This is a genomic window from Pseudomonas sp. R28(2017), from assembly GCF_002112505.1.
In the GTDB taxonomy this organism is placed as follows: domain Bacteria; phylum Pseudomonadota; class Gammaproteobacteria; order Pseudomonadales; family Pseudomonadaceae; genus Aquipseudomonas.
The window spans coordinates 19,536-42,751 of sequence record NZ_NEHW01000010.1 but is presented as its reverse complement, the minus strand read 5'-3'; the positions used below and the strand labels follow the sequence as shown (position 1 = coordinate 42,751).

Here is a 23,216-nt window from a genome sequence, read left to right as displayed (position 1 = left end):
TTGCCATTGCGCCTCGGCAGTGGGCACTCTTGGGCCAGTGCTGTTTCCTGGGCAGGGTGCGGGCGAGCCGCGCCGAAGAGAGGGCCAATGACTGATATCGATGTGCGCTTGCGTGAAGATGTCCATGTATTGGGGGAGTTGCTGGGCGAGACCATTCGCCAGCAGCACGGTGATGCATTCCTGCAGAAGATCGAAGACATCCGCCACAGTGCCAAGGCCGATCGCCGTGGCGCTGGCGAGCAGTTGAGCTCGACCTTGGCGGACCTTGCCGAAGAAGACCTGCTGCCGGTGGCGCGGGCCTTCAACCAGTTCCTCAACCTGGCCAACATGGCCGAGCAGTACCAGCTGATCCGCCGGCGCGATGCTGGCCAGCCAGAGCCGTTCGAAGCGCGGGTGTTGCCCGAACTGCTGGCGCGGTTGAAGCAGGCCGGGCACAAGGACGACGCGCTGGCGCGGCAGCTGGCCAAGCTGGATATCCAGCTGGTGCTGACGGCACACCCCACCGAAGTGGCGCGGCGCACATTGATCCAGAAATACGACGCCATCGCCGGCCAGCTGGCGGTGCAGGACCATCGCGACCTGACCGCCGCCGAGCGCCAGCAGGTGCGCGAACGCCTGCGCCGGCTGATCGCCGAGGCGTGGCACACAGAGGAAATCCGCCGCACCCGGCCAACCCCGGTGGACGAGGCCAAATGGGGCTTCGCGGTGATCGAGCACTCGCTGTGGCATGCCATCCCCAACCACTTGCGCAAGGTCGACAAGGCATTGTTCGAAGCCACCGGCCTGCGCCTGCCGCTGGAAGCGGCGCCCATCCGCTTCGCCTCGTGGATGGGCGGTGACCGTGACGGCAACCCTAATGTCACGGCCGCCGTGACCCGTGAAGTGCTGCTGCTGGCCCGCTGGATGGCGGCCGACCTGTTCCTGCGTGATGTCGATGCGTTGGCGGCGGAGCTGTCCATGCAGCAGGCCAGCCAGGCATTGCGTGAGCGGGTGGGGGACAGTGCCGAGCCGTACCGGGCGCTGCTCAAGCAGCTGCGCGACCGCCTGCGTGCCACCCGCACCTGGGCCCAGGTGGCGTTGACCAGCAGCCAGCCGGCCAGCGCCGAAGTGCTGGTGGACAACCGCGACCTGATCGCCCCGCTGGAGCTGTGCTATCAGTCGCTGCATGAGTGCGGCATGGGCGTGATCGCCGATGGCCCGCTGCTCGACAGCCTGCGCCGGGCGGTGACCTTCGGCCTGTTCCTCGGCCGCCTGGACGTGCGCCAGGATGCGGCCCGGCACTGCGATGCACTGGCCGAAATCACCGATTACCTGGGCTTGGGCAGCTATGCCGACTGGGACGAAGAACGGCGTATCGAATTCCTCCAGGCCGAGTTGAAGAACCGCCGGCCCTTGTTGCCGGCGCATTTCAAACCGCAGGCGGAGACTGCAGAGGTGCTGGCCACCTGCCGTGAGATCGCCGCTGCACCGGGCGCCTCGCTGGGCTCGTATGTGATCTCGATGGCGGGCGCCGCCTCCGATGTGCTGGCCGTGCAACTGCTGCTCAAGGAAGCCGGCCTGACCCGGCCGATGCGCGTGGTGCCACTGTTCGAAACCCTGGCCGACCTGGATAACGCCGGGCCGGTGATGCAGCGCCTGCTTGGCCTGCCGGGCTATCGCGCCAGCCTGCGGGGGCCGCAGGAGGTGATGATCGGCTACTCCGACTCGGCCAAGGACGCTGGCACCACGGCGGCGGCCTGGGCCCAGTACCGCGCCCAGGAAAACCTGGTGCGCATCTGCCGCGAGCATCAGGTGGAGCTGCTGCTGTTCCATGGCCGCGGGGGTACCGTCGGCCGTGGCGGCGGCCCGGCCCATGCGGCGATCCTGTCGCAGCCGCCAGGTTCGGTGGCAGGGCGGTTCCGCACCACCGAGCAGGGCGAGATGATCCGCTTCAAGTTCGGCTTGCCGGGCATCGCCGAACAGAACCTCAACCTGTACCTGGCCGCCGTGCTCGAAGCCACCTTGCTGCCGCCGCCACCGCCAGAACCGGCCTGGCGCGCGCTGATGGACCAGCTGGCGGCCGATGGCCTCAAGGCCTACCGTGGCGTGGTGCGGGAAAACCCGGACTTCGTCGAATACTTCCGCCAGTCCACGCCCGAGCAGGAACTGGGCCGCCTGCCGTTGGGCAGCCGCCCGGCCAAGCGCCGTGCCGGTGGCATCGAAAGCTTACGGGCGATCCCGTGGATCTTCGGCTGGACCCAGACGCGCCTGATGCTGCCGGCCTGGCTGGGTTGGGAAACGGCCCTGAGCAATGCCCTGGCGCGGGGCCAGGGCGAGCTGCTGGCGCAGATGCGCGAGCAGTGGCCGTTCTTCCGTACCCGCATCGACATGCTGGAAATGGTCCTGGCCAAGGCCGACGCGGAAATTGCCAAGGCCTACGACGAACGTCTGGTGCAACCGGGCTTGCTTCCTTTAGGTGCGCACCTGCGCGACCTATTGTCGCAGTCGTGCCAGGTGGTACTGGGCCTGACCGGGCAGCCGGTGCTACTGGCGCACAGCCCCGAGACCCTGGAATTCATCAGCCTGCGCAATACCTATCTGGACCCGCTGCACCGCCTGCAGGCCGAGTTGCTGGCCCGTTCGCGCCGCCGCGAAGCCGCTCTGGACAGCCCGTTGGAGCAGGCCTTGCTGGTGACCGTGGCGGGTATTGCCGCAGGCTTGCGCAACACCGGTTGAGGCCCGTTGGCGATGCCGGTGCACTGAAGCAGATAATGGGCCAGAAGTGGGCACATGGGGTGGTTGCGCTGGGCGCAACCACCTGTGGCTAAGCGCCCAAATGGCGCATTGCTGCAACTTTGGGACGCTTGTCTGGCTGCCGGGCGCTGTGTATCTTGAGCAGCCTTCTGACCGATTTATGGTCATACCCGATTTTCCGGACTTGGCCTCGATTGCCGAATCCATTGAATTTCATAAAAAAATTTGAGGAGCACGAGATGCGCGTAATTCTGCTGGGAGCTCCCGGGGCCGGTAAAGGTACTCAGGCAAAGTTCATCACCGAGAAGTTCGGTATTCCACAGATCTCCACCGGTGACATGCTGCGTGCCGCCGTCAAGGCCGGTACCCCACTGGGCCTGGAACTGAAGAAAGTCATGGATGCCGGCCAGCTGGTTTCCGACGAGCTGATCATCAGCCTGGTCAAGGAGCGCATCGCCCAGCCGGATTGCGCCAATGGCTGCCTGTTCGACGGCTTCCCGCGCACCATTCCGCAGGCTGAAGCCATGGTTGCTGCAGGCGTGGACATCGACGCCGTGGTTGAAATCGCCGTCGACGACGAAGAAATCGTCGGCCGTATGGCGGGCCGCCGTGTGCACCTGGCTTCGGGCCGCACCTACCACATTCAGTACAACCCGCCGAAAGTGGAAGGCAAGGACGACGTCACCGGCGAAGACCTGATCCAGCGCGACGACGACAAGGAAGAAACCGTGCGTCACCGCCTGTCGGTCTACCACAGCCAGACCAAGCCGCTGGTGGACTTCTACCAGAAGCTGTCGGCTGCCAATGCCGGCAAGCCGAAGTACAGCCACATCGAAGGCGTCGGCTCGGTCGAGTCGATCACCGCCAAGGTGCTGGCAGCGCTGAGCTGATTCAACGCCACACGTCACGACGGCCCGCTTGCGGGCCGTTGTCGTTTATACTGCCGCTCTTTTCCCTAGTACCTGGATACCCGTTCGATGACCACCCTGCTGGCCCTGGATACCGCCACCGAAGCCTGTTCCGTCGCGCTGCTGCATGACGGCAAGGTAACCAGCCATTACGAGGTGATCCCGCGCATGCATGCGCAGAAGCTGCTGCCGATGATCAAGCAGCTGCTGGCGGAATCCGGCGTGGCGCTGAATGCACTGGATGCCATCGCCTTCGGCCGCGGCCCGGGCGCATTCACCGGTGTGCGCATCGCCATCGGCGTGGTGCAGGGCCTGGCGTTTGCGCTGGAGCGCCCGGTGCTGCCGGTGTCCAACCTGGCCGCACTGGCCCAGGGCGCGCTGCGTGAGCACGGTGTGCAACAGGTGGCAGCCGCCATCGATGCGCGCATGGATGAAGTGTACTGGGCTTGCTACCAGGCCGAAGCCGGCGAGATGCGCCTGCAGGGGCTGGAGGCAGTGCTGCCGCCGGAGCGCGTGGCCCTGCCTGAAGGCAGCAGCGGTGACTGGTTCGGCGCCGGCACCGGCTGGGGCTATGCCGAGCGCCTGGCCGTGCAGGCCAGCGCCAGCAACCCTGCGGCACTGCCCAATGCGCTGGACATCCTCAGCCTGGCCAGCTTTGCCTGGGCACGTGGCGAGGCCATTGTCGCCGAACAGGCGCAACCGGTTTACTTGCGCGATAATGTAGCCACGCCCAAGGCGCGCTGAGTGCTGTTCGTCGGTTATCGCGGTTGACGATAAAACCTTCGGCGCAAACTGTGGTCCAGTTATCACTCGAGCATTAGCGACGGATCCCTGATGCTGCTAAATTGCCATCATTGGTCCTGAGTGCTCACGTCATGCGTATCGACGGTTTCTCATCGCAGTCCTACCCGATCAAGCGCACGCCGCGCAAGGCAGCGGTGCGCGACGAGAGCGTCGACGATGCCGAGCTGATCGAAGAGAGCGAAGTCACCCAGGAAACGGCTGCCCGTCGTCGTCCGGCAGGCTTGCCGGCCCGCCAGCAGGACATGGTGTTCCCTCGCGCCCGAGACCGGCGCACCGCCACGGCATTGGCCAGCTACCTCAGCACGGCCGGCTTTACCGATTGGGACATGGAAGTACTGGGGCTCGACCTGTACATTTGAAGGATGAATCCTTCACCCCTGCCTTATTTTGTGGGTTGTCCGTCCTGGAGCGAAAACGCTTGGCGCGACTACCTGTATCCCGCCGACGCCAGCACCGGTGAGATGCTTGGCTACTACAGCCAGGTGTTCAACGCCGTCGAGGGCAATACCACGTTCTATGCGCGCCCCGCACCCGGCACCATCGCGCGCTGGGCGCAGATCATGCCCCCGCACTTTCGTTTCACGGCCAAGTTTCCCGGGGACATCAGCCATGAGGGAGACCTGCGTGATCAGCTTGAGCCTGCCTTTGATTTCACCCGCCTGATGGCGCCACTGGGCCAGCGTGTATCGCCTTACTGGCTGCAGCTGTCAGCCCAGTTCGGCCCGGCACGGCTCGGCGAGCTGTGCCACTTCCTCGACGAAATCGGCGTGCCGGTGGCCGTGGAGGTGCGCAACCCGGCGTTCTTCGCCAAGGGCGAGGAAGAGCGGCTGCTCAACCGCCTGCTGCACGAGCGCGGTGTGGAGCGCATCTGCCTCGACCCCCGCGCCCTGTTCAGTTGCACCTCTCGTGACCCCGCCGTGCTGCACGCGCAGTCGAAAAAGCCCAAGGTGCCCCCGCGCCCCGCTGCCTTCAGCCAGTACCCGCAGGTGCGCTTCATCGGCCATCCGCAGCTTGCGGCCAACGAAACCTTCCTTACCCCCTGGGTCGACAAGGTCGCCGCGTGGATCGAGGAAGGGCGCAGCCCCTATGTGTTCCTGCACACGTCCGACAACCGCCAGGCCGCCGCGCTGGCTCAGCGCTTCCACCAGCGGCTGATGGCCCGCCTGCCCGGCTTGGCACCTTTGCCTGAATTGCCGCGTGCCCCCGAGGTCGAACAACTGGGGCTACTCTGACCATTCCCTGACCCCGGAGATTGTGACCATGGATGTACAGACCCTGCGAGCCGAAGCCTTCAAGGCACTGCACGAGCGTGACGGCGCGTTCGTCATCCCCAACCCCTGGGATGCCGGTTCCGCCAAGCTGCTGGCCAGCCTCGGCTTCGAAGCGTTGGCCACCACCAGCGCGGGCCTGGCCTTCAGCCTTGGGCGGCCGGATGCCGAAGGCGCCCTGAGCCTGGATGAAACCCTGGACAATGCCGGGGTGATCGTCGATGCCACGCCCTTGCCAGTGGCCGCCGACCTGGAAAACGGTTTCGGCGACCTGCCGGAAGACTGCGCACAGGCCATCCTGCGTGCCGCTGAAACGGGGCTGGTCGGCGGTTCGATCGAAGACGCCAGCGGCCGCGTCGAGGCGCCGATCTATGACTTCGACCTGGCCGTGGCGCGGGTCCGTGCCGCGGTGCAGGCCGCTCGCAGCCTGCCATTCCCGTTCACCTTGTGTGCCCGTGCGGAAAACCTGCTGCACGGGCGCATGGACCTGGACGACACCATCCTGCGTCTGCAGGCCTTCGCCGAGGCGGGGGCCGATGTGCTCTATGCGCCGGGGCTGCGCAGTGTCGATGAGGTACGTGCGGTGGTGCAGGCCGTGGCGCCGAAGCCGGTCAACGTGCTGATGGGTCTGGCCGGTGTGCCATTAAGCGTCAACCAGCTGCAGGACCTGGGCGTGCGCCGCATCAGCGTTGGTTCTTCACTGGCACGTGCTGCGCTGGGGGCATTGCAGCGTGCGGCTCTGGAAATTCGTGATCAAGGTACGTTCAGCTATGGCGAGCAGGCATTGCCGTTCGCCCAGCTCAACGACCTGTTCCGCCGCTGAGGCGCCATGCGCGCGCTGATGCTGTTGTGCGGCCTGCTGTTGCTGACGGCGGGGCTGGCCTGGCAGTTCGGCTGGCGCCTGCCCGACGCCTGGAACCCCTGGGCGACGCTGGATGTGCGCCAGCCGGCCAACTGGCTGACAACCTACAAGCTGTCGCGGCTGCGCAACGACCCCGGCTTGTGCCGCCAGACGCTGGAGACTTCCGGCCTGCGTTACCGGGCGCAAGCCGACAGCCCGGCATCGGCCAGCTGCCCGCTGCAGAACGTATGGCGCATCGAGCAGGGGCAAGCCCGGCTGAACAGCAGCTTCCTTGCCAGTTGCCCATTGGCAGTGGCGTATGCGCTGTTCGAGCAGCATGGGCTGCAAGCGGCTGCGCAGCGGGTATTCGGCCAGCCTGTTGCGCAGGTGGATCACCTGGGCAGCTTTGCCTGCCGCAATGTGTACAACCGCAAGCAAGGGCGTCTGAGCCAGCACGCTACGGCCAATGCGCTGGATATCAGCGGCTTTCGCCTGCAGGACGGTCAGCGCATCGTGCTGGCGCGGGACTGGCAGGCGGGTGGGCAGAAGGGCGAATTTCTGAGGCAGGTTCGGCAAGCGGCCTGCGACAGTTTCAGTACAGTGCTGGGGCCGGACTACAACGCCGCCCACCACAATCACTTTCACCTGGACATGGGGCGTTGGCAGGTCTGCCGCTGATCTCAGGCGTGCGCGCGAACGTTGTTCAGCACCACCGGGCGGGCCCAGTGCATGTCGAATTCCAGGTCGTTCTGCTGCTTGGCCTTGGTCGCCTCGTCGTACGGCGTTGGCGCGGGGTCGAGCAGGTTCATCTCGAATTCGGCGATCGGCAGGTGCAGCGGGCGGGGGGAGGGGCCCGGGCCTGGCTCGGGGAGCGGGTGGCCCTGGCTCATCACGACCGGGCGCAGCCAGGTGTTGCTGATATCGAGCTGGCGCTGCTGCTGGATCATTTCGGCGACGCTGAACGGCTCCGGCGCCGGCTCCAGCAGGTTGGCCTCGAGCTCGGCCTTGGGCAGGAACAAGGGCTCGGGGGGTGCGACGATGGTGTCCTGCACCGGGCAGGCGCGCTGGGTTTCGATCATCGCCAGGGCCTTGGCCCCGCCGATCGGCTCGCCGCTGGCCTGGTCATACTGGACCATGGCCTGGCTGACGCTGTCGGGTTCCTCCGCTTGCTGTTCGGCCATCGCGCGGGCAAAGAAATCCTGCCACAGGTGGCTGACGCCCCCGAGTGCCTGGGTATTCTGCCGACCGTAGTTGCCGACAGGCGACAAGTAGGTCAAACCGATGGGAAGAGTATCTGTCATGGCAGTCGTGCGCGCTGTGCTCTGGCAGAATAGCGGGATATTGCCTGTATCGGCCGTGGCGGCCGATACATGAGGGGCATGGTTCAATTTTTAGGTGTGAATGATGGAAGAGCAGGGCACAGGTATCCGGGTCGAGGCGCTGTCGGCTGAATTCGAGGCGCAAGCTGCCGCATGGGCCGAGCGCCTGGCGCTGCCGCTGCAGGACGACGCAGCCGGGTTTGCCGTGCAGGTGGGCGCCGACGGCTTGCAGATCCAGCAGTTGGGTCCGCAGGCACCGGGGCCAGTGCGGGTGGACTTCGTGGACGGCCAGGCCGCGCACCGGCGCCAGTTTGGCGGTGGCAACGGGCAAATGATTGCCAAGGCCGTGGGTATTGCCCAGGGTGTGCGACCGCAGGTGCTGGATGCCACGGCGGGGCTGGGCAAGGATGCGTTCGTGCTGGCCAGCCTGGGCTGCCAGATGACGTTGATCGAACGTCAGCCGTTGATTGCCGCGTTGTTGGAAGATGGTCTGGCACGAGCCCGCCTCGATGAAGAGGTGGTGCCGATTGTCGGGCGCATGCGCCTGCTGACCGGCAATGCCATTGAGCGTATGCGCAGTTGGGAAGGCGAGGCGCCGCAGGTGATCTACCTCGACCCGATGTTTCCGCACCGTGACAAGAGCGCGTTGGTTAAAAAGGAAATGCGCGTGTTTCGGCCGCTGGTGGGCGATGACCTGGATGCGCCTGCATTGCTGGAGGCAGCGCTGGCATTGGCCAGTCACCGGGTGGTGGTGAAGCGGCCGCGCAAGGCGCCGATCATTGAAGGGCCGAAGCCGAGCCATAGCATGGAAGGCAAGTCGAGCCGGTATGACATCTACCCGAAGAAAGCCTTGAAGGCCTGACCAGCTGCACCGGCCTCTTCGCGGCTAAAGCCGCTCCTACAGGGATCGCGGCGTACCTGTAGGAGCGGCTTTAGCCGCGAGAGGCCATCACAGGCTGACTCAGGCCTTGAAAGCCCGAATGAACAACCCGACCACTTCGCGCACATGCGCCTCGGCTTCTTCCCCTTCGAGCGGCCCGGCACAGCCCAGCAGCAAGCGGTAATCCGGCGCGCCCTTGACCAGGCAGAAAAAATGTTCCGCCGCGTGCAGGGGGTTGTCGATGCGCAGCAATCCACGCTCGTCGATCCCGCGCAACAGCGCTTCCATCCCCGCCAGCACGCGCTTCGGCCCAGCTTCATAGAAGTACTCGCCAAACCCTGGATCCTGGCTGCCCAGCGCCATGATCAGGCGGCTGAGCTTGACTGCCTCGTCGCTGCTGATCAGCGCCTGGAAGCTGCGGCCGATATTCAGCAGCACATCTTCCACTGGCGCCCCCTCGGGGTACTCGAACATCAGGTCGGGCAACTGGTTCTGGCAGGTCGCCATGACCGCCGAGCCGAACAGCGTCTGCTTGTCGGTGAAGTGGCTGTAGACCGTGAGCTTTGAAACACCTGCCGCCGCAGCGACCGCATCCATGCTGGTGTTGGCATAGCCAAGGCTGAGGAACAGGGCCTTGGCGGCTTCGAGGATGGCCTCGCGCTTGGCCAGGTCCTTGGGCCGGCCCGGGCCGTTGGGTGCGTCGTTGGACATTGGAATCCGCATCTGGATGAAGGGGCGCCCATCTTACCGGCTCGAACGGCTCCCGGCTGCAGGTCACGACCTTCGTTAATGTTGATTTTCTTTCCGACGCTGGCTTCCCGGCCTCGGTTCCCTGACTTAATATACTCGCCAGTATAAATATTCGATGTGCACTTCGCGAAAGGATTCATCATGTTGCGCCATGCCTTGTCCCTCGCCCTGCCCGCCGCTGCCGCCCTGTTGCTGGCAGCCTGCGGCCAGGAAGCCGCCGCGCCTGCCGCACCGCGCCCGGCCCTGGTGATCCAGCCGCAGCCGGCCGAAGCCGCTGCCGACAGTTACCCTGGCGAAGTGCGCGCGCGCTTCGAGCCGGAGCTGGCTTTCCGCATCGGCGGCAAGGTCAGCAAGCGCCTGGTCGAGGAGGGGCAGCGGGTCAAGGCCGAGCAGCCGCTGGCCGAGCTCGACCCGCAGGACGTGCACCTGCAGCTGGAGGCCAACCGCGCCCAACTGGCGGCAGCCGAGGCCAACCTGTCGCTGGTGCGCACCGAGCGTGACCGCTACCAGAAACTGCTGGATCGGCAGATGGTCAGCCACTCCCAGTACGACAACGCGGAAAATCTCTACCGTGCAGGCCTTGCCCGCGTGAAGCAGGCCAAGGCCGAATTCGACGTGGCTGGCAACCAGGCGGATTACGCCGTGTTGCGTGCGCCGCAGGCGGGCGTCATCGCCAAGCGTCAGGTGGAAGTCGGCCAGGTGGTCGCGGCCGGGCAGACCGTGTTCACCCTTGCCGCCGACGGTGAGCGTGAAGTGGCCATCGGTCTGCCTGAACAGCAGTTCGCCCGCTTTGCCGTGGGCCAGGATGTCAGCATCGAATTGTGGTCGCACCCCAACCAGCGCTTCCAGGGGCGTATTCGCGAGCTGTCACCTGCAGCCGACCCGCGTTCACGCACCTTCGCCGCACGGATTGCCTTCACCTCGGCCAAGGTGCCCGCCGAACTCGGCCAGAGCGCGCGCGTGTTCATCGCCCATGGTGGGGTGATTCCGCTGGCGGTGCCATTGTCGGCCGTCACGGCGGAAAACGGCCAGGCCTATGTCTGGCGGGTCAACAAGGACAGCCGCCTGGAGCGCGCCGTGGTGCGCCTGGGCCCGTATGGCAGTGAAACCGTGCCGGTGCTCGAAGGCCTTGCGCCGGGCGACTGGGTGGTCGCTGCGGGTGGCCATGTGCTGCGCGAGGGGCAGGCGGTGCGGCCGGTGGACCGCACCAACCGCGTGGTGAACCTGACGGCCAAGGAGTAAGTCCCGATGGGTTTCAACCTTTCCGCGTGGGCGTTGCGTAACCGCCAGATCGTGCTGTTCCTGATGATTCTGCTGGCTGCCATTGGCGCCATGTCCTACACCAAGCTGGGGCAGAGTGAAGACCCTCCGTTCACCTTCAAGGCCATGGTCATCCGTACCTTGTGGCCGGGGGCCACGGCCGAGGAAGTCTCGCGCCAGGTCACCGAACGCATCGAGAAGAAGCTGATGGAAACCGGCGAGTACGAGAAGATCGTCTCGTTCTCGCGCCCGGGTGAATCGCAAGTCACCTTCATGGCCCGTGATTCGCTGCACTCCAAGGACATCCCCGAGCTGTGGTACCAGATCCGCAAGAAGGTCGCGGACATTCGGCATACCTTGCCGCCGGAGATCCAGGGGCCGTTCTTCAACGACGAATTCGGCACCACCTTCGGCAATATCTATGCGCTGACCGGCGCCGGCTTCGATTACGCGGTGCTCAAGGACTACGCCGACCGTATCCAGATCCAGCTGCAGCGGGTCAAGGACGTGGGCAAGGTCGAACTGATCGGCCTGCAGGACGAGAAGATCTGGATCGAGCTGTCCAACCTCAAGCTCGCCACCCTCGGTGTGCCACTGGAGGCGGTGCAGCAGGCGCTGCGCGAGCAGAACGCGGTCAGTACCGCCGGCTTCTTCGAAACCCCCAGTGAACGCCTGCAACTGCGGGTGAGCGGGCGCTTCGACAGCGTTGACCAGATCCGTCAGTTCCCCATCCGCGTGGGCGATCGTACGTTCCGCATCGGCGATGTGGCCGACGTGCACCGTGGCTTCAACGACCCGCCCGCGCCACGTATGCGCTTCATGGGCGAGGACGCCATCGGCCTGGCGGTGTCGATGAAGGATGGCGGCGACATTCTGGTGCTGGGCAAGGCGCTGGAGGGCGAGTTCGAGCGCCTGGCGCGCAACCTGCCGGCGGGCATGGAGCTGCGCAAGGTGTCTGACCAGCCCGCCGCGGTCAAGGCCGGTGTCGGCGAATTCGTCCAGGTGCTGGTTGAGGCGCTGGTGATCGTGCTGCTGGTGAGTTTCTTCTCCCTCGGCCTGCGCACCGGCCTGGTGGTGGCCCTGGCCATTCCCCTGGTACTGGCCATGACCTTCGCCGCCATGCACTACTTCGGCATCGGCCTGCACAAGATCTCGCTGGGGGCGCTGGTGCTGGCGCTGGGCCTGTTGGTGGACGACGCGATCATTGCCGTGGAGATGATGGCGATCAAGATGGAGCAGGGCTTCGACCGCCTCAAGGCGGCCAGTTACGCCTGGACCAGCACCGCTTTCCCGATGCTCACCGGTACGCTGATCACGGCGGCGGGCTTCCTGCCGATTGCCACGGCGGCATCGAGCACCGGCGAGTACACCCGCTCGATCTTCCAGGTGGTGACCATCGCCTTGCTGACCTCATGGGTCGCGGCGGTGGTCTTCGTGCCTTACCTGGGCGAACGGCTGCTGCCGGACCTGGCCAGGCTGCATGCCGCCCGCCATGGCAAGGACGGGCAGGCGCCAGACCCTTACGGCACGCCGTTCTACCAGCGCGTGCGGCGCGTGGTGGAGTGGTGCGTGCGGCGGCGCAAGACGGTGATCCTGCTGACCATTGCCGCCTTTGTCGGCAGCATCCTGCTGTTCCGCTTCGTGCCCCAGCAGTTCTTCCCGGCCTCGGGGCGCCCGGAGCTGATGGTCGACCTGAAACTTGCCGAAGGCGCCTCGCTGGCCAACACCGCAGAGCGGGTCAAGCAACTGGAAGCGTTGCTCAAGCAGCAGGACGGCATCGACAACTACGTGGCCTATGTGGGCACCGGCTCGCCACGCTTCTACCTGCCGCTGGACCAGCAACTGCCGGCCGCCAGCTTTGCCCAGTTCGTGGTGCTGGCCAAGTCGATGGAGGACCGCGAGCGCCTGCGCAGCTGGCTGATCGACACCGTCGACCAGCAGTTCCCCGACCTGCGCGCCCGCGTCACACGCCTGGAAAACGGCCCGCCCGTGGGCTACCCGGTGCAGTTCCGGGTCACCGGCGAGCATATCGAGAAGGCCCGTGCCCTGGCCCGCGAAGTGGCGGACAAGGTGCGTGAGAACCCGCATGTGGTCAACGTGCACCTGGATTGGGAAGAGCCGAGCAAGGCGGTGTTCCTGGAGATCGATCAGGACCGCGCGCGAGCCTTGGGCGTGAGCACCGCGCAGCTGTCGAGCTTCCTGCAGAGCTCGCTGACCGGTACCACGGTCAGCCAGTACCGCGAGGACAACGAACTGATCGAGATCCTCCTGCGTGGCACCCAGCAGGAGCGTGGCGAGCTGGCCAACCTCGGCAGCCTGGCGCTACCTACCAGCAACGGCCAGAGTGTGGCGCTGTCGCAGGTGGCAACCCTGGAATATGGCTTCGAGGAAGGCATCATCTGGCACCGCAATCGCCTGCCGACGGTGACCGTGCGTGCCGACATCTATGACAAGGAGCAACCGGCGACCTTGGTGAAGCAGATTTTGCCGACGCTGCAGGACATCAAGGCCAAACTGCCGGATGGCTACCTGCTGGAAGTAGGTGGCACGGTGGAGGACTCGGAGCGCGGGCAGAAGTCGGTGAACGCCGGCATGCCGCTGTTCATCGTGGTGGTGCTGAGCCTGCTGATGATCCAGCTGCGCAGCTTTTCGCGCACGGTGATGGTGTTCCTCACCGCGCCTTTGGGGCTGATTGGCGTGACCTTGTTCCTGCTGGTGTTCCGCCAGCCGTTCGGCTTCGTCGCCATGCTCGGCACCATCGCCCTGGCGGGGATGATCATGCGCAACTCGGTGATCCTGGTGGACCAGATCGAGCAGGATATCGCCTCGGGGCTGGACCGCTGGCAGGCGATCATCGAGGCCACGGTGCGGCGCTTCCGGCCGATCGTGCTGACCGCGCTGGCGGCGGTGCTGGCGATGATTCCGTTGTCCCGGAGTGTGTTCTACGGGCCGATGGCGGTGGCGATCATGGGCGGGTTGATCGTGGCCACGGCGTTGACCCTGTTGTTCTTGCCGGCCTTGTATGCGGCATGGTTCAGGGTGAGGAAAGGCTGACGATCGCGGGGGAGGGCTTTGCCCTCCATTCGCGGGCAAGCCCGCTCCCACAGGGCCTGAGTTGATCCCCTGTGGCAGCGGGCTTGCCCGCGAATGGCTGCAGAATAATCTTCAGAGCGCGCCGAAGACTTTCTTGGCCAGGCTGGTAGCGGCCTGTGCCGGGTTCTGGCGAATGCTCTCTTCCTGCTTGGCAATCATCTCGAACAACCCGTCCAGCGCCTTCTCGGTCACGTAGTTCTCGATGTTGGCGTCATCCTTGATCAGCCCCAGGCCCTTGGCCTGGCCGGCAAACGCGTTGTACTGCTGGGCTACGCCGACCTTGTCGGTGGCCTGCTTGACGATCGGCAGGAACTTGGCGCGGATCTGCTCGCGGCTGCTTTTGTTCAGGTACTGGGTGGCCGAGTCCTGGCCACCGCTGAGGATGCCCTTGGCATCGGTCACGGTCATCTTCTTCACGGCGTCCACCAGGATCGCCTGGGCCTGCGGCACGGCGGCCTCGGCGGCCTTGTTCATGCTGGTTTCCAGGGCGTCGACCTGGTCACCCTTGCCGAACATCTTCATGGCCTTGGCGGCTTTGCCGAGGTTGCCCGGCAGTTCGATGCGCACATCGGGGTTGTTGCTGAAACCGCCAGGGGTGCTCAATTGCTTGACGGCAATCTGCGCGCCTTGGGTGAGGGCGTCCTTCAGGCCACCAGTGGCGTCGGACTGGCTCAGGTCGCCAAGCGACAGGGCCAGGGCACTGGCCGACAGCAGCAGGCCGGCGCACAGGGTAGTGAAGCGCAGGGAGGCGCGAATCATGGGTGTTTCCTTATCGATGAAGTGGGGCCGGTTCAGCGTACCGGGTCGACTTTGACCCGTACCGGCTGCTGGTCGCTGCCGTCGAGTGCGACACCGTGGTGTTCGGTGTTGATGAACAGCAGCTTGCCGTCCAGTTCGATCCGCGCGCTCACCGCATAGCGGTGGCCGGGCTTGACCTGGGGCGGGTCATAAGTGAGGTGGAACGGCAGCGGTACGTTGCCTTTGACCGGGCCGGCCTGGCGGGCCAGGGTCACGGCGGGGGCGTCCATCAGCGAGACATCCTGCAACTCGACGCTCAAGGTGGCGGCCGGTGGCAGGGCGATGCGCTGCAGGTAGAAGACTTCGACATCCAGGCTGGCCTGGTGGGGCGGGGTTTGGCTGGAACAGGCTGCAAGCAGGGATGCGCAACACAGCATAAAGAGTTTTTTCATGGAATCTCCGGTGTCCTTGGCGCTGGCTTGTGGCCAACCCCAGGGACTTTAGCGGATTTTCCTGGCAGATGGGGGCTCAGATCGCGGCGGTGGCCAGCGAGTCTTCACGGTGCAGCGCCACCTGGCGGATCGACAGGCGCAGCTCGGCAGACAGCACGCGCTTGGCCACGCCTTCGGCCAGTTCGCCGAGCTTGTCGTGGTAACCCAGCTTGCCGTTGCCATCCGGGCGTAGCACACCCTGTTCGACCAGGGTCTGAATGAAGTGGCGGAACAAGGTCTTGTCGAAGAATTCCGGCGCGTTCAGGCCATGCAGGATCGACAGGCGCTGGGCCATCATCACGCACAGGTCCTCCAGTTCTTCGGCGTTCAGGGTGTGCTGACCGCTGTTGAGCAGCAACGAGGTGGCCATGTAGAAGCGCTGCAAGGTCTGGGTGATGGTGCGGGCGAGCAAGGTCAGCAGCACGAACGGGCGCGAGCTCGGCGCCGGGCGCATGTACAGGCCGTTCTCGTGGCGCAGCAGGCCCTGTTCGACCAGCGCTGCCAGCCACTGGTCGATCACCTCGTCCAGTTGCGCAGGCGTCCAGCGCAGGAACAGCTCGGCCTGCAGGTACGGGTACAGCGCATGTACGTACTGGCCGAGCAATTCGCGGCTCATGCGCGAACTGCTGAGGAAGAAGCTGGCCAGCAGCGCCGGCAGGGCGAAGATGTGCAGGACGTTGTTGCGGTAGTAGGTCATCAGAACCGCGTTGGCTTCATCCAGGTAGAGGATGCGGCCAAGGGCGTCCTTCTGCTCGGCCAGCAGGTCCATGCCGCGAACGTGCTCGATCAGTGCCTGGCCGTCACCTTCGGGCAAGGTGGTGTGCTCGGAATAAGGCACCTGGCGCAGTAACGCCAGGTACAGGTCCAGCACACGGGTCAGGGCGCGCTCGTCCAGCGCCAGGCGGCTGGTGGAGAGCAGTGCCAGGGCCACCAGGTTGACCGGGTTGACCGCCGCCGCTTCGTTGAGGTGACGGGCCACGGTTTCACCCAGGCGGGTGGTGGCTGCGTTCAGCCAGGCCGGGCGGAATTGCGGGCCCAGTTCCTGCTCGCGCCAGCCGGGTTGCTGCTCGTCGAGGAAGCTGGCCAGGCGGATCGGCTCGCCGAAGTTGACGTAGACCTGGCCGAAGCGCTGCTTCAGTGCGCCGAAGACCTTGAAGATGTCGAAGATCGACTCCTTCTTCTTGCTCGCGCCACGCAGTTCGCCCAGGTAGGTACGGCCCTCGAGCACCCGCTCGTAGCCGATGTACACCGGCACGAACACGATCGGCGTGCGCGACGAGCGCAGGAAGCTGCGCAGGGTGATCGCCAGCATCCCGGTGCGTGGCTGCAGCATGCGCCCCGTGCGCGAACGGCCGCCTTCGACGAAGTACTCGACCGGGAAGCCCTTGGTGAACAAGGTGTGCAGGTATTCGTTGAAGACGGCGGTGTACAGCGGGTTGCCCTTGAACGTGCGGCGCATGAAGAAGGCGCCGCCACGGCGCAGCAGGCCGCCGATCACCGGCATGTTGAGGTTGATGCCGGCGGCGATGTGCGGCGGCGTCAGGCCGTTGCGGAACAGCAAATAGGACAGCAGCAGGTAGTCGATGTGGCTGCGGTGGCAGGGTACGTAGATCACTTCGTGGCCCGGGGCGATGCCCTGCACCTGCTCGATGTGATTGACCTTGATGCCGTCGTAGATCTTGTTCCAGAACCAGCTCAGCACCACTTCCAGGAAACGGATCGCGGTGTAGGTGTAGTCCGAAGCGATTTCGTTGCCGTAGCGCAACGCCTGGGCTTCGGCCTTGGCCACCGGCATGTTCTCGCGCTGGGCTTCGTCGGCAATGGCCTGGCGGACAAGCGGGGCATGCACCAGGCCCTTGACCAGGTTGCGCCGGTGCGAGAGGTCCGGGCCGATCACGGCAGTCTTGAGGTTGCGGAAATGCACGCGCATCAGGCGCTGGGCCATGCGCACGGTGCGCTCGTGGCCTTTGTTGTGTTGCACCAGTTCGCGCAGGTGGATCGGCGCGGAGAACTGCACGCGGGTCTTGCGCCCCAGGATCAGCACGGTCAGCAGCCGGCGCAGGCGCCCGGTCACGGCCCAGCTGTCGGCGAACAACAACTTCCACGGGCTGTTTTCACTGGCCGGGGTCTGCCCCCAGAACACGCTGACCGGAATGATCTGCGCGTCTTCCTCGGCGTGCTGGCTGATGGCGGCGACCAGGCGCTCCAGGGTCGGTGGCGCGCCGCGCTTGTCGTGGCGGCCGAGCCAGTCAGGGTCTGGCGTCAGGTAGAAGAACGCGGCAGGTTCGTGCAACGGGCCGACCACGACCGGCAGCACCGGGCGCGGCAGCCCCGCTTTGGTGCATTCACGGTCAAGCACTGCCAGGTCGGTGAGCGACGGCGAGGGCAGGGCGTAGAACACCGGGCGGCTGCGGTCGAGCTGGAGGGTCAGGGACGACTGGTTGATGGTCTCGGAGCGCACCCACAGGTACATCAGGCGACGCAGGGCGCCGAAGATCAGGCGGCGCAGGGGGGAACGGGTCATGGGGTGAGTGCCCTGGGTATGAATTTCTGAGAATGGACAGCTATTTAGTCTGCCGTATCGGCGCAAGTTCAGCAAAATTCGGTAAATAGCGCGACGGTCATGAAATTTTTTTGTTCTGTGTCATATACTCGGCCTGCCACTTGCAGGATATTTCGGCAAGCGGCGTCGACATAGGGAGGACACCCTGTGTCTACAAGGCGATCTTCACAATAAAAATCCGGAGTAGTTCAGATGTCGTCTCGTGAGACTGGGAATGTTAAGTGGTTCAACGATGCCAAAGGTTATGGCTTCATTCAGCGCGAAGGTGGTGCGGATGTGTTCGTCCACTATCGGGCGATCCGCGGTGAGGGGCATCGTACCCTGGTCGAAGGGCAGCGGGTGGAGTACGCCTGCGTGCAGGGCCAGAAAGGCCTGCAAGCCGAGGACGTAGTCGGGCTCTGAGCCTCTGGTGGTAAGCCTCAAGCTGCAAGTTGACCGTGTAACTTGCAGCCTGAAGCAACCGGTTTCAGCTGGTGCGCCAGGTGATTTCCTCTTCACCGTCGGCGCTGATGCGGATCCAGCGATCAGCATCTTCTTCTCCGTCTTCCTCGACCCAGCCACCCGGCGCACAACGCACTTCGACGTTCAGTGCGGCGAACGCAGCGCGGGCGCAGGCGACGTCATCGGCCCACGGAGTCTGGTCGCTTTCCAGGTACAGGCTGTTCCATTTCCCTACAGCTTTGGGTAACCAGGTGACCGGAATGTTACCGGCCTGGCATTTGAAGGTCTGGCCTTTCTGCTTCCATTCGCTGCACGGGCCGATCGCCTGGCTGAGCCACTCGGCAATCTGCTTGTGGTCGACGTCGGCGTCCTTCAGGTAGATCTCGATATCGGGTTGGCGCATAAGGGCTCCGGGTGTGCTCAGTGCTGGCGCACGAAATAGTCATAACGCATGGAAACCGTCACCTCGAAGGGCTCGGGCTGGTCGATCACCCGGGCGCGCTTCTCGGCACTGGCGCGCCAGCCGTGCGGGGTCATCGCCAGCAGGTCGGCACGGGCCTTGGGTGCGGCCAGGCTCAGGCGAAACTCGAGGGTTTCGCTGTGGGCGTGGACCATGCCCTCTGGCACCAGGGCCAGGTGCTTGTCGTCGGCGTAGGGGCGCACTTCATCGTAGAGCACTTCGCGCAGCTCCATCAGGTGGCCGCTGGTCGGGCCCACGCGCATCAGGCCACCGCCGGGGCTCAGCAGGCGCCTGGCTTCGTCCCAGTCGAGCGGGCTGAACACGCTGGCGATGAATTGGCAGCTGGCATCGGCCAGCGGCACGCGGGCCATGCTGGCGACCATCCAGGTCACCTCGGGCGCTCGGCGGCAGGCGCGCTTGACCGCCTCTCGGGAGATGTCCAGGGCATAGCCATCGGCAGCCGGCAGGGCCTGGGCGATCTGTGCGGTGTAGTAACCCTCACCGCAGCCGATATCCAGCCAGGCGCCGGGCTGGCGCTCGACGGCCAGTTCCGCCAGGCGGCGGGCCACCGGGGCATAGTGGCCGGCGTCGAGGAAATCGCGGCGGGCTTCGACCATGGCCTGGTTGTCGCCCGGGTCACGGCTGTTCTTGTGCTGCACCGGCAGCAGGTTCAGGTAACCCTGGCGGGCGCGGTCGAAGCGGTGGCCGGCCGGGCACACCACACCGTTGTCGAGCCGCGACAGGGCAGCCTGGCAGAGGGGGCAGGCGAGCATCAGGCGAGCAACCGGACCAGGGTCTGGTAGTAGATCTCGGTCAGCAAGTCGAGGTCGCTGGCCAGGATCCGCTCGTCGACCTGGTGGATGGTGGCGTTGACCGGGCCGAGCTCGACCACCTGGGTGCCCATGGTGGCGATGAAGCGGCCATCGGAGGTGCCGCCGCTGGTCGACGGCTGGGTGTCGCGGCCGGTGACGCCCTTGATGCTGGCTGCCACGGCATCGAGCAGTTCGCCCGGCTCGGTGAGGAACGGCAGGCCCGACAGCGCCCAGTCCACCGACCAGTCCAGCTCATGCTTGTCGAGGATCGCCGATACCCGCGCCTGCAGGCCTTCGACGGTCGACTCGGTGGAGAAGCGGAAGTTGAACAGCGCGGTCAGCTCGCCCGGGACCACGTTGGTGGCGCCGGTGCCGGCGTTGAGGTTGGAGATCTGGAAGCTGGTCGGCGGGAAGAACGCATTGCCTTCGTCCCAGTGCTCGGCAGCCAGCTCGGCCAGGGCCGGGGCGGCCAGGTGGATCGGGTTGCGCGCCAGGTGCGGGTAGGCCACGTGGCCTTGCTTGCCGCGTACGGTCAGCTTGGCGCCGAGCGAGCCGCGGCGGCCGTTCTTGACCACGTCACCGAGCAGGGTGGTGCTCGATGGCTCGCCGACGATGCACCAGTCCAGGCGCTCGTTGCGCGCTTTCAGGCGCTCGACCACAGCCTTGGTGCCGTGGTGGGCCGGGCCTTCCTCGTCGCTGGTGATCAGGAAGGCGACCTTGCCGCGGTGGCCCGGGTAATCCTGCACGAAACGCTCACTGGCGATCACCATCGAGGCCAGGCTGCCTTTCATGTCGGCGGCGCCGCGGCCGCAGAGCATGCCGTCGGCATCGATCAGCGCTTCGAACGGCTCGTGCTGCCACTGCTGCACCGGGCCGGTGGGGACCACGTCGGTGTGGCCGGCGAAGCACAGTACCGGACCGTCCTGGGTACCGTGGGTGGCCCAGAAGTTGTCGACGTCTTCAATGCGCATCGGCTCCAGCTGGAAGCCCACGGCGCCCAGGCGGTTCATCATCTGCGCCTGGCAGTCGGCATCGACGGGGGTGACCGAGGGGCGGCGGATCAGGTCGCAGGCCAGTTGAAGGGTAGGCGAGAGCTCGGCAGGGGCCGTCATGGGGAACTCCGGGGGCAAGGCGGGAAATCTGAGGGGCGTTATCTTATATCAAACCGATGGACCATTGGGGCGCAAAGCGCCCCCAAAAATCTCAAGCCTGTTGCGGTTCGGCAGCCTTTTCTGCGGGCTTGGGCAGCGACGACAGGAACGCCATCACCAACGCCGCCACATAGGGCAACGACTGCACCAGCAACATCGCCACCCAGAAGCGCATGTCCGAGCTCGGCAGCCCCTGCACCAGGAAGATGCCCAACGCCGCGCCCCACAACATCAACATGATGAACAGCTCTTCCCGCGCTTCGGAAATCGCCACCAGCAAGCCATGGCTGTCGGCATTCTTCGGTGTGCGGAAAAACGGCATGCTGCTGGTGAAGAACCCGTACAGCACCGCCTTGGCGATGGTGTGCGACAACGCCAGCCCCGCCAGTGCCGCGGCAAAGGCATCCTTGAGGTTCACCCCTACTGCGCGGCGGTAGAGGAAGATGATCTTGCCGACCTTGAAGAAGAACAGCGCCAGCGGCGGGATGGCGAAGATCATCAGCGGCGGGTCGACCCGGTGCGGCACGATGATCATCGCGGCCGACCACAGCAGCGCGCCGACGGTGAAGAAGATGTTCATGCCATCGGCGATCCACGGCAGCCAGCCCGCCAGGAAGTGATAGCGCTGGCCCCGGGTCAGCTCGCTGCCCTTGCCGCGCAGCAGGGCGCTGGCGTGGTGCTTGATGATCTGGATGGCGCCATAGGCCCAGCGGAAGCGCTGTTTCTTGAAGTCGATGAAGGTATCGGGCATCAGGCCCTTGCCATAGCTGTTGTGGGCGTAGGCGGCCGACAGGCCTTTCTCGAACACCCGCAGGCCCAGTTCGGCGTCTTCGCAGATGCACCACTCGGCCCAACCCAGTTCCTGCAGCACGCTGCGCCGGGTCATGGTCATGGTGCCGTGCTGGATGATCGCGTCACGGTCGTTGCGGGTGACCATGCCGATATGGAAGAAACCCTTGTATTCGCTATAGCAGAGTTTCTTGAAGGCGCTCTCGTTCTGGTCGCGGTAGTCCTGTGGCGACTGCACCACGGCGATCTTCGGGTCGGCGAAGTGCGGCACCATGTGCTTGAGCCAGTTGCGGTCGACGCAGTAGTCCGAGTCGATCACCGCGATCACTTCGGCGTCCTTGGCGGTGTGCGGGATCAGGTAGTTCAGTGCGCCGCCCTTGAAGCCGGCCAGGGGCGCAACGTGGAAGAACTTGAAGCGCTCGCCGAGCTTTTCGCAGTGGGCCTTGAGCGGCTCCCACACGGCAGGGTCCTTGGTGTTGTTGTCGATCACCAGCACTTCATAGTCCGGGTAGTCCAGCGCGGCGAGGGCGTCGAGGGTCTGTTTGACCATTTCCGGGGGTTCGTTGTAGCACGGCACATGCACCGACACCTTGGGCCGGTAGGCACTGTCGCCCTGCACCGGCAGGAATTCGCGCCGGCGCTTGAGGGTCCATACCGCTTCGGCCAGTTCGTGGGCCTCGGTCATCAGCACGATGAACACGCCCAGTGCGCCGAGCGCCAGCAGCACGCCGACGGTGAGGCTGAACCAGGTGCTGTATTGCTGGCTGTAGTCATAGGCGATCCACACCAGCACCGACCCGCACAGGAAGGTGATGAACGTGAGGAAGGTGCGGCCACGCTGGCGCAGGGCCGAACCATCGATCAGCAGCACGGCCAGGGCGATCATGGCCAGCACCACCGAGGCGACCGCCAGGGCCCGCCACTGCGGGATCGCCACCACCGGCCCCTCGAAATTGAACTTCTGCTGGCGCTCGGCGTTGTACACGCCCCAGTAGGCGCCCACCGAGCCTTCGTCAGTGGCCTTCCAGGGCTGGTCATAGGCCTCGATGACGAAGTAGTTGTAGCCACGGCGGTTGAGGGTGTTGACCAGCGTGCGCAGGTAGATGGCCTGGTCGGCCTGGGTGGCGTCGGCACCGCCGCGCATGCGGCCGTTGCTCGGCCAGCCGACTTCCGACAGCAGCAGCGGCTTGTGCGAGAACTGGTGGCGCAGCTCGCGGGCGCGGTCGAGGACGAACTGCACCGAGTCTTTCATCGGCACGAATTCCCAGTACGGCAGGATGTGCGCGGCGATCAGGTCAACGTGCTTGGCCAGTTCCGGGTGTTCCTTCCAGATGTGCCACTGTTCGCTGGTGGTGACCGGCACCTTGACGGCGGCGCGTACGCGGTCGAGGTACTTGATCAGCTCTTCGGGGGTGATTTCTTCGCGGAACAGCGCTTCGTTGCCGACCACCACCCGCACCACGCTGCGCGAGTGGTTGGCCAGCTCGATGCCTTTTTCGATCTCGCGTTCGTTGCGCTCCAGGTCTTTGCTGATCCAGATGCCCAAGGTCACCCGCAGGCCGAATTCTTCGGCCAACCGCGGGACTTCGGCCTGAGTGCCCTCGACGGTGTAGATACGAATGTTGTCGGTGAGCGTGTTCATCTGCTCCAGGTCCTGGCGCATCTCTTCTTCGCTGGGGTATTGGCCTTTTTGCGGGCTCTCCCCCAGGCGGAACGGCGAGTACGAGAAGCCGGAGATCTGTTCCGGCCAGGCAGGCGCGGAGACCGGGCGGTTGATCAGTGCCCAGAACCCGGTGAACAGCGCGGCGATGGCCAGGACCACCACGAGGTTGAGGCCGAATTTGCGTGATGACATTGTGGTCCGCTTCTGTCTAAGTGGTGGGATATTAAAGCAGCAATGCCCGGGTGTTTCCTA

The 23,216-nt window shown here is 65.1% G+C and carries 20 protein-coding genes; 11 read left to right on the top strand and 9 right to left on the bottom strand.

Annotated elements, in window-relative coordinates:
* The first annotated feature begins 87 nt into the window (after positions 1-87).
* The 7 genes from ppc (at position 88) to CAF78_RS18045 (ending at position 7,232) form a co-directional block, all read left to right on the top strand.
* Positions 88-2,715, top strand: coding sequence for a phosphoenolpyruvate carboxylase (gene ppc / locus CAF78_RS18075; protein ID WP_085673310.1), 2,628 nt, complete (start codon positions 88-90; stop codon positions 2,713-2,715).
* Between the two features lie 257 nt (positions 2,716-2,972).
* Positions 2,973-3,623 (top strand): adenylate kinase, encoded by a 651-nt coding sequence (adk, locus tag CAF78_RS18070; protein WP_028691565.1) that lies wholly within the window; start codon positions 2,973-2,975, stop codon positions 3,621-3,623.
* Between the two features lie 87 nt (positions 3,624-3,710).
* The gene (tsaB, locus tag CAF78_RS18065; protein ID WP_085673308.1) at positions 3,711-4,385 is read left to right on the top strand and encodes a tRNA (adenosine(37)-N6)-threonylcarbamoyltransferase complex dimerization subunit type 1 TsaB; all 675 of its coding nucleotides are present in this window, start codon (positions 3,711-3,713) and stop codon (positions 4,383-4,385) included.
* Positions 4,386-4,516: 131 nt separating this feature from the next.
* Positions 4,517-4,804: a hypothetical protein gene (locus tag CAF78_RS18060; protein ID WP_085673306.1), complete on the top strand. Its 288-nt coding sequence runs from the start codon at positions 4,517-4,519 to the stop codon at positions 4,802-4,804.
* Between the two features lie 3 nt (positions 4,805-4,807).
* Positions 4,808-5,677 carry a DUF72 domain-containing protein gene (locus tag CAF78_RS18055; protein WP_085673304.1) on the top strand — a complete coding sequence of 290 codons (870 nt, stop codon included), beginning with the start codon at positions 4,808-4,810 and terminating at the stop codon, positions 5,675-5,677.
* Positions 5,678-5,705: 28 nt separating this feature from the next.
* Positions 5,706-6,536 (top strand): oxaloacetate decarboxylase, encoded by an 831-nt coding sequence (locus CAF78_RS18050; RefSeq protein WP_085673302.1) that lies wholly within the window; start codon positions 5,706-5,708, stop codon positions 6,534-6,536.
* A gap of 6 nt (positions 6,537-6,542) precedes the next feature.
* Positions 6,543-7,232: an extensin family protein gene (locus CAF78_RS18045; RefSeq protein WP_085673300.1), complete on the top strand. Its 690-nt coding sequence runs from the start codon at positions 6,543-6,545 to the stop codon at positions 7,230-7,232.
* A 2-nt stretch (positions 7,233-7,234) separates the two neighbouring features.
* Here CAF78_RS18045 and CAF78_RS18040 read toward each other — a convergent pair whose 3' ends face one another.
* A complete protein-coding gene (locus CAF78_RS18040; RefSeq protein WP_085673298.1) occupies positions 7,235-7,855 on the bottom strand; it encodes an energy transducer TonB in 621 nt (206 codons plus the stop codon).
* 103 nt (positions 7,856-7,958) lie between these two features.
* On the opposite strand from CAF78_RS18040, the gene CAF78_RS18035 reads away from it, so the two are divergent.
* A complete protein-coding gene (locus CAF78_RS18035; RefSeq protein WP_085674099.1) occupies positions 7,959-8,735 on the top strand; it encodes a class I SAM-dependent methyltransferase in 777 nt (258 codons plus the stop codon).
* 99 nt (positions 8,736-8,834) lie between these two features.
* On the opposite strand, the gene CAF78_RS18030 is transcribed toward CAF78_RS18035, so the two are convergent.
* Positions 8,835-9,476 (bottom strand): TetR/AcrR family transcriptional regulator, encoded by a 642-nt coding sequence (locus CAF78_RS18030; RefSeq protein ID WP_085673296.1) that lies wholly within the window; start codon positions 9,474-9,476, stop codon positions 8,835-8,837.
* Between the two features lie 168 nt (positions 9,477-9,644).
* Here CAF78_RS18030 and CAF78_RS18025 point away from each other — a divergent pair, with 168 nt between their 5' ends.
* Both CAF78_RS18025 and CAF78_RS18020 read left to right on the top strand, forming a co-directional pair.
* On the top strand, positions 9,645-10,745 hold the full coding sequence (locus tag CAF78_RS18025) for an efflux RND transporter periplasmic adaptor subunit (RefSeq protein ID WP_085673293.1): 1,101 nt from the start codon (positions 9,645-9,647) through the stop codon (positions 10,743-10,745).
* Positions 10,746-10,751: 6 nt separating this feature from the next.
* Positions 10,752-13,817, top strand: a complete 3,066-nt coding sequence (locus tag CAF78_RS18020) for an efflux RND transporter permease subunit (protein WP_085673291.1) — start codon at positions 10,752-10,754, stop codon at positions 13,815-13,817.
* A gap of 111 nt (positions 13,818-13,928) precedes the next feature.
* On the opposite strand, the gene CAF78_RS18015 is transcribed toward CAF78_RS18020, so the two are convergent.
* The 3 genes from CAF78_RS18015 to plsB all read right to left on the bottom strand — a co-directional run bounded on the left by CAF78_RS18015 (position 13,929) and on the right by plsB (position 17,609).
* Positions 13,929-14,615, bottom strand: coding sequence for a DUF4197 domain-containing protein (locus CAF78_RS18015; RefSeq protein WP_060512621.1), 687 nt, complete (start codon positions 14,613-14,615; stop codon positions 13,929-13,931).
* A gap of 32 nt (positions 14,616-14,647) precedes the next feature.
* Complete coding sequence (locus tag CAF78_RS18010; protein ID WP_085673289.1) at positions 14,648-15,046, bottom strand: YbaY family lipoprotein; 399 nt, start codon at positions 15,044-15,046, stop codon at positions 14,648-14,650.
* Positions 15,047-15,122: 76 nt separating this feature from the next.
* Positions 15,123-17,609, bottom strand: a complete 2,487-nt coding sequence (gene plsB / locus CAF78_RS18005) for a glycerol-3-phosphate 1-O-acyltransferase PlsB (protein ID WP_085673287.1) — start codon at positions 17,607-17,609, stop codon at positions 15,123-15,125.
* A 231-nt stretch (positions 17,610-17,840) separates the two neighbouring features.
* Here plsB and CAF78_RS18000 point away from each other — a divergent pair, with 231 nt between their 5' ends.
* On the top strand, positions 17,841-18,050 hold the full coding sequence (locus CAF78_RS18000; RefSeq protein ID WP_003252255.1) for a cold-shock protein: 210 nt from the start codon (positions 17,841-17,843) through the stop codon (positions 18,048-18,050).
* Positions 18,051-18,114: 64 nt separating this feature from the next.
* On the opposite strand, the gene CAF78_RS17995 is transcribed toward CAF78_RS18000, so the two are convergent.
* The 4 genes from CAF78_RS17995 to CAF78_RS17980 all read right to left on the bottom strand — a co-directional run bounded on the left by CAF78_RS17995 (position 18,115) and on the right by CAF78_RS17980 (position 23,156).
* Positions 18,115-18,492 (bottom strand): hypothetical protein, encoded by a 378-nt coding sequence (locus CAF78_RS17995; RefSeq protein WP_085673285.1) that lies wholly within the window; start codon positions 18,490-18,492, stop codon positions 18,115-18,117.
* A 17-nt stretch (positions 18,493-18,509) separates the two neighbouring features.
* Positions 18,510-19,322 (bottom strand): putative RNA methyltransferase, encoded by an 813-nt coding sequence (locus CAF78_RS17990; protein ID WP_085673283.1) that lies wholly within the window; start codon positions 19,320-19,322, stop codon positions 18,510-18,512.
* Positions 19,322-20,473, bottom strand: coding sequence for a succinyl-diaminopimelate desuccinylase (dapE, locus tag CAF78_RS17985; protein ID WP_085673281.1), 1,152 nt, complete (start codon positions 20,471-20,473; stop codon positions 19,322-19,324). The genes CAF78_RS17990 and dapE overlap by 1 nt, the downstream gene beginning before the upstream one ends.
* Before the next feature lie 91 nt (positions 20,474-20,564).
* Positions 20,565-23,156: a glycosyltransferase gene (locus CAF78_RS17980; protein WP_085673279.1), complete on the bottom strand. Its 2,592-nt coding sequence runs from the start codon at positions 23,154-23,156 to the stop codon at positions 20,565-20,567.
* Positions 23,157-23,216: the final 60 nt, after the last annotated feature.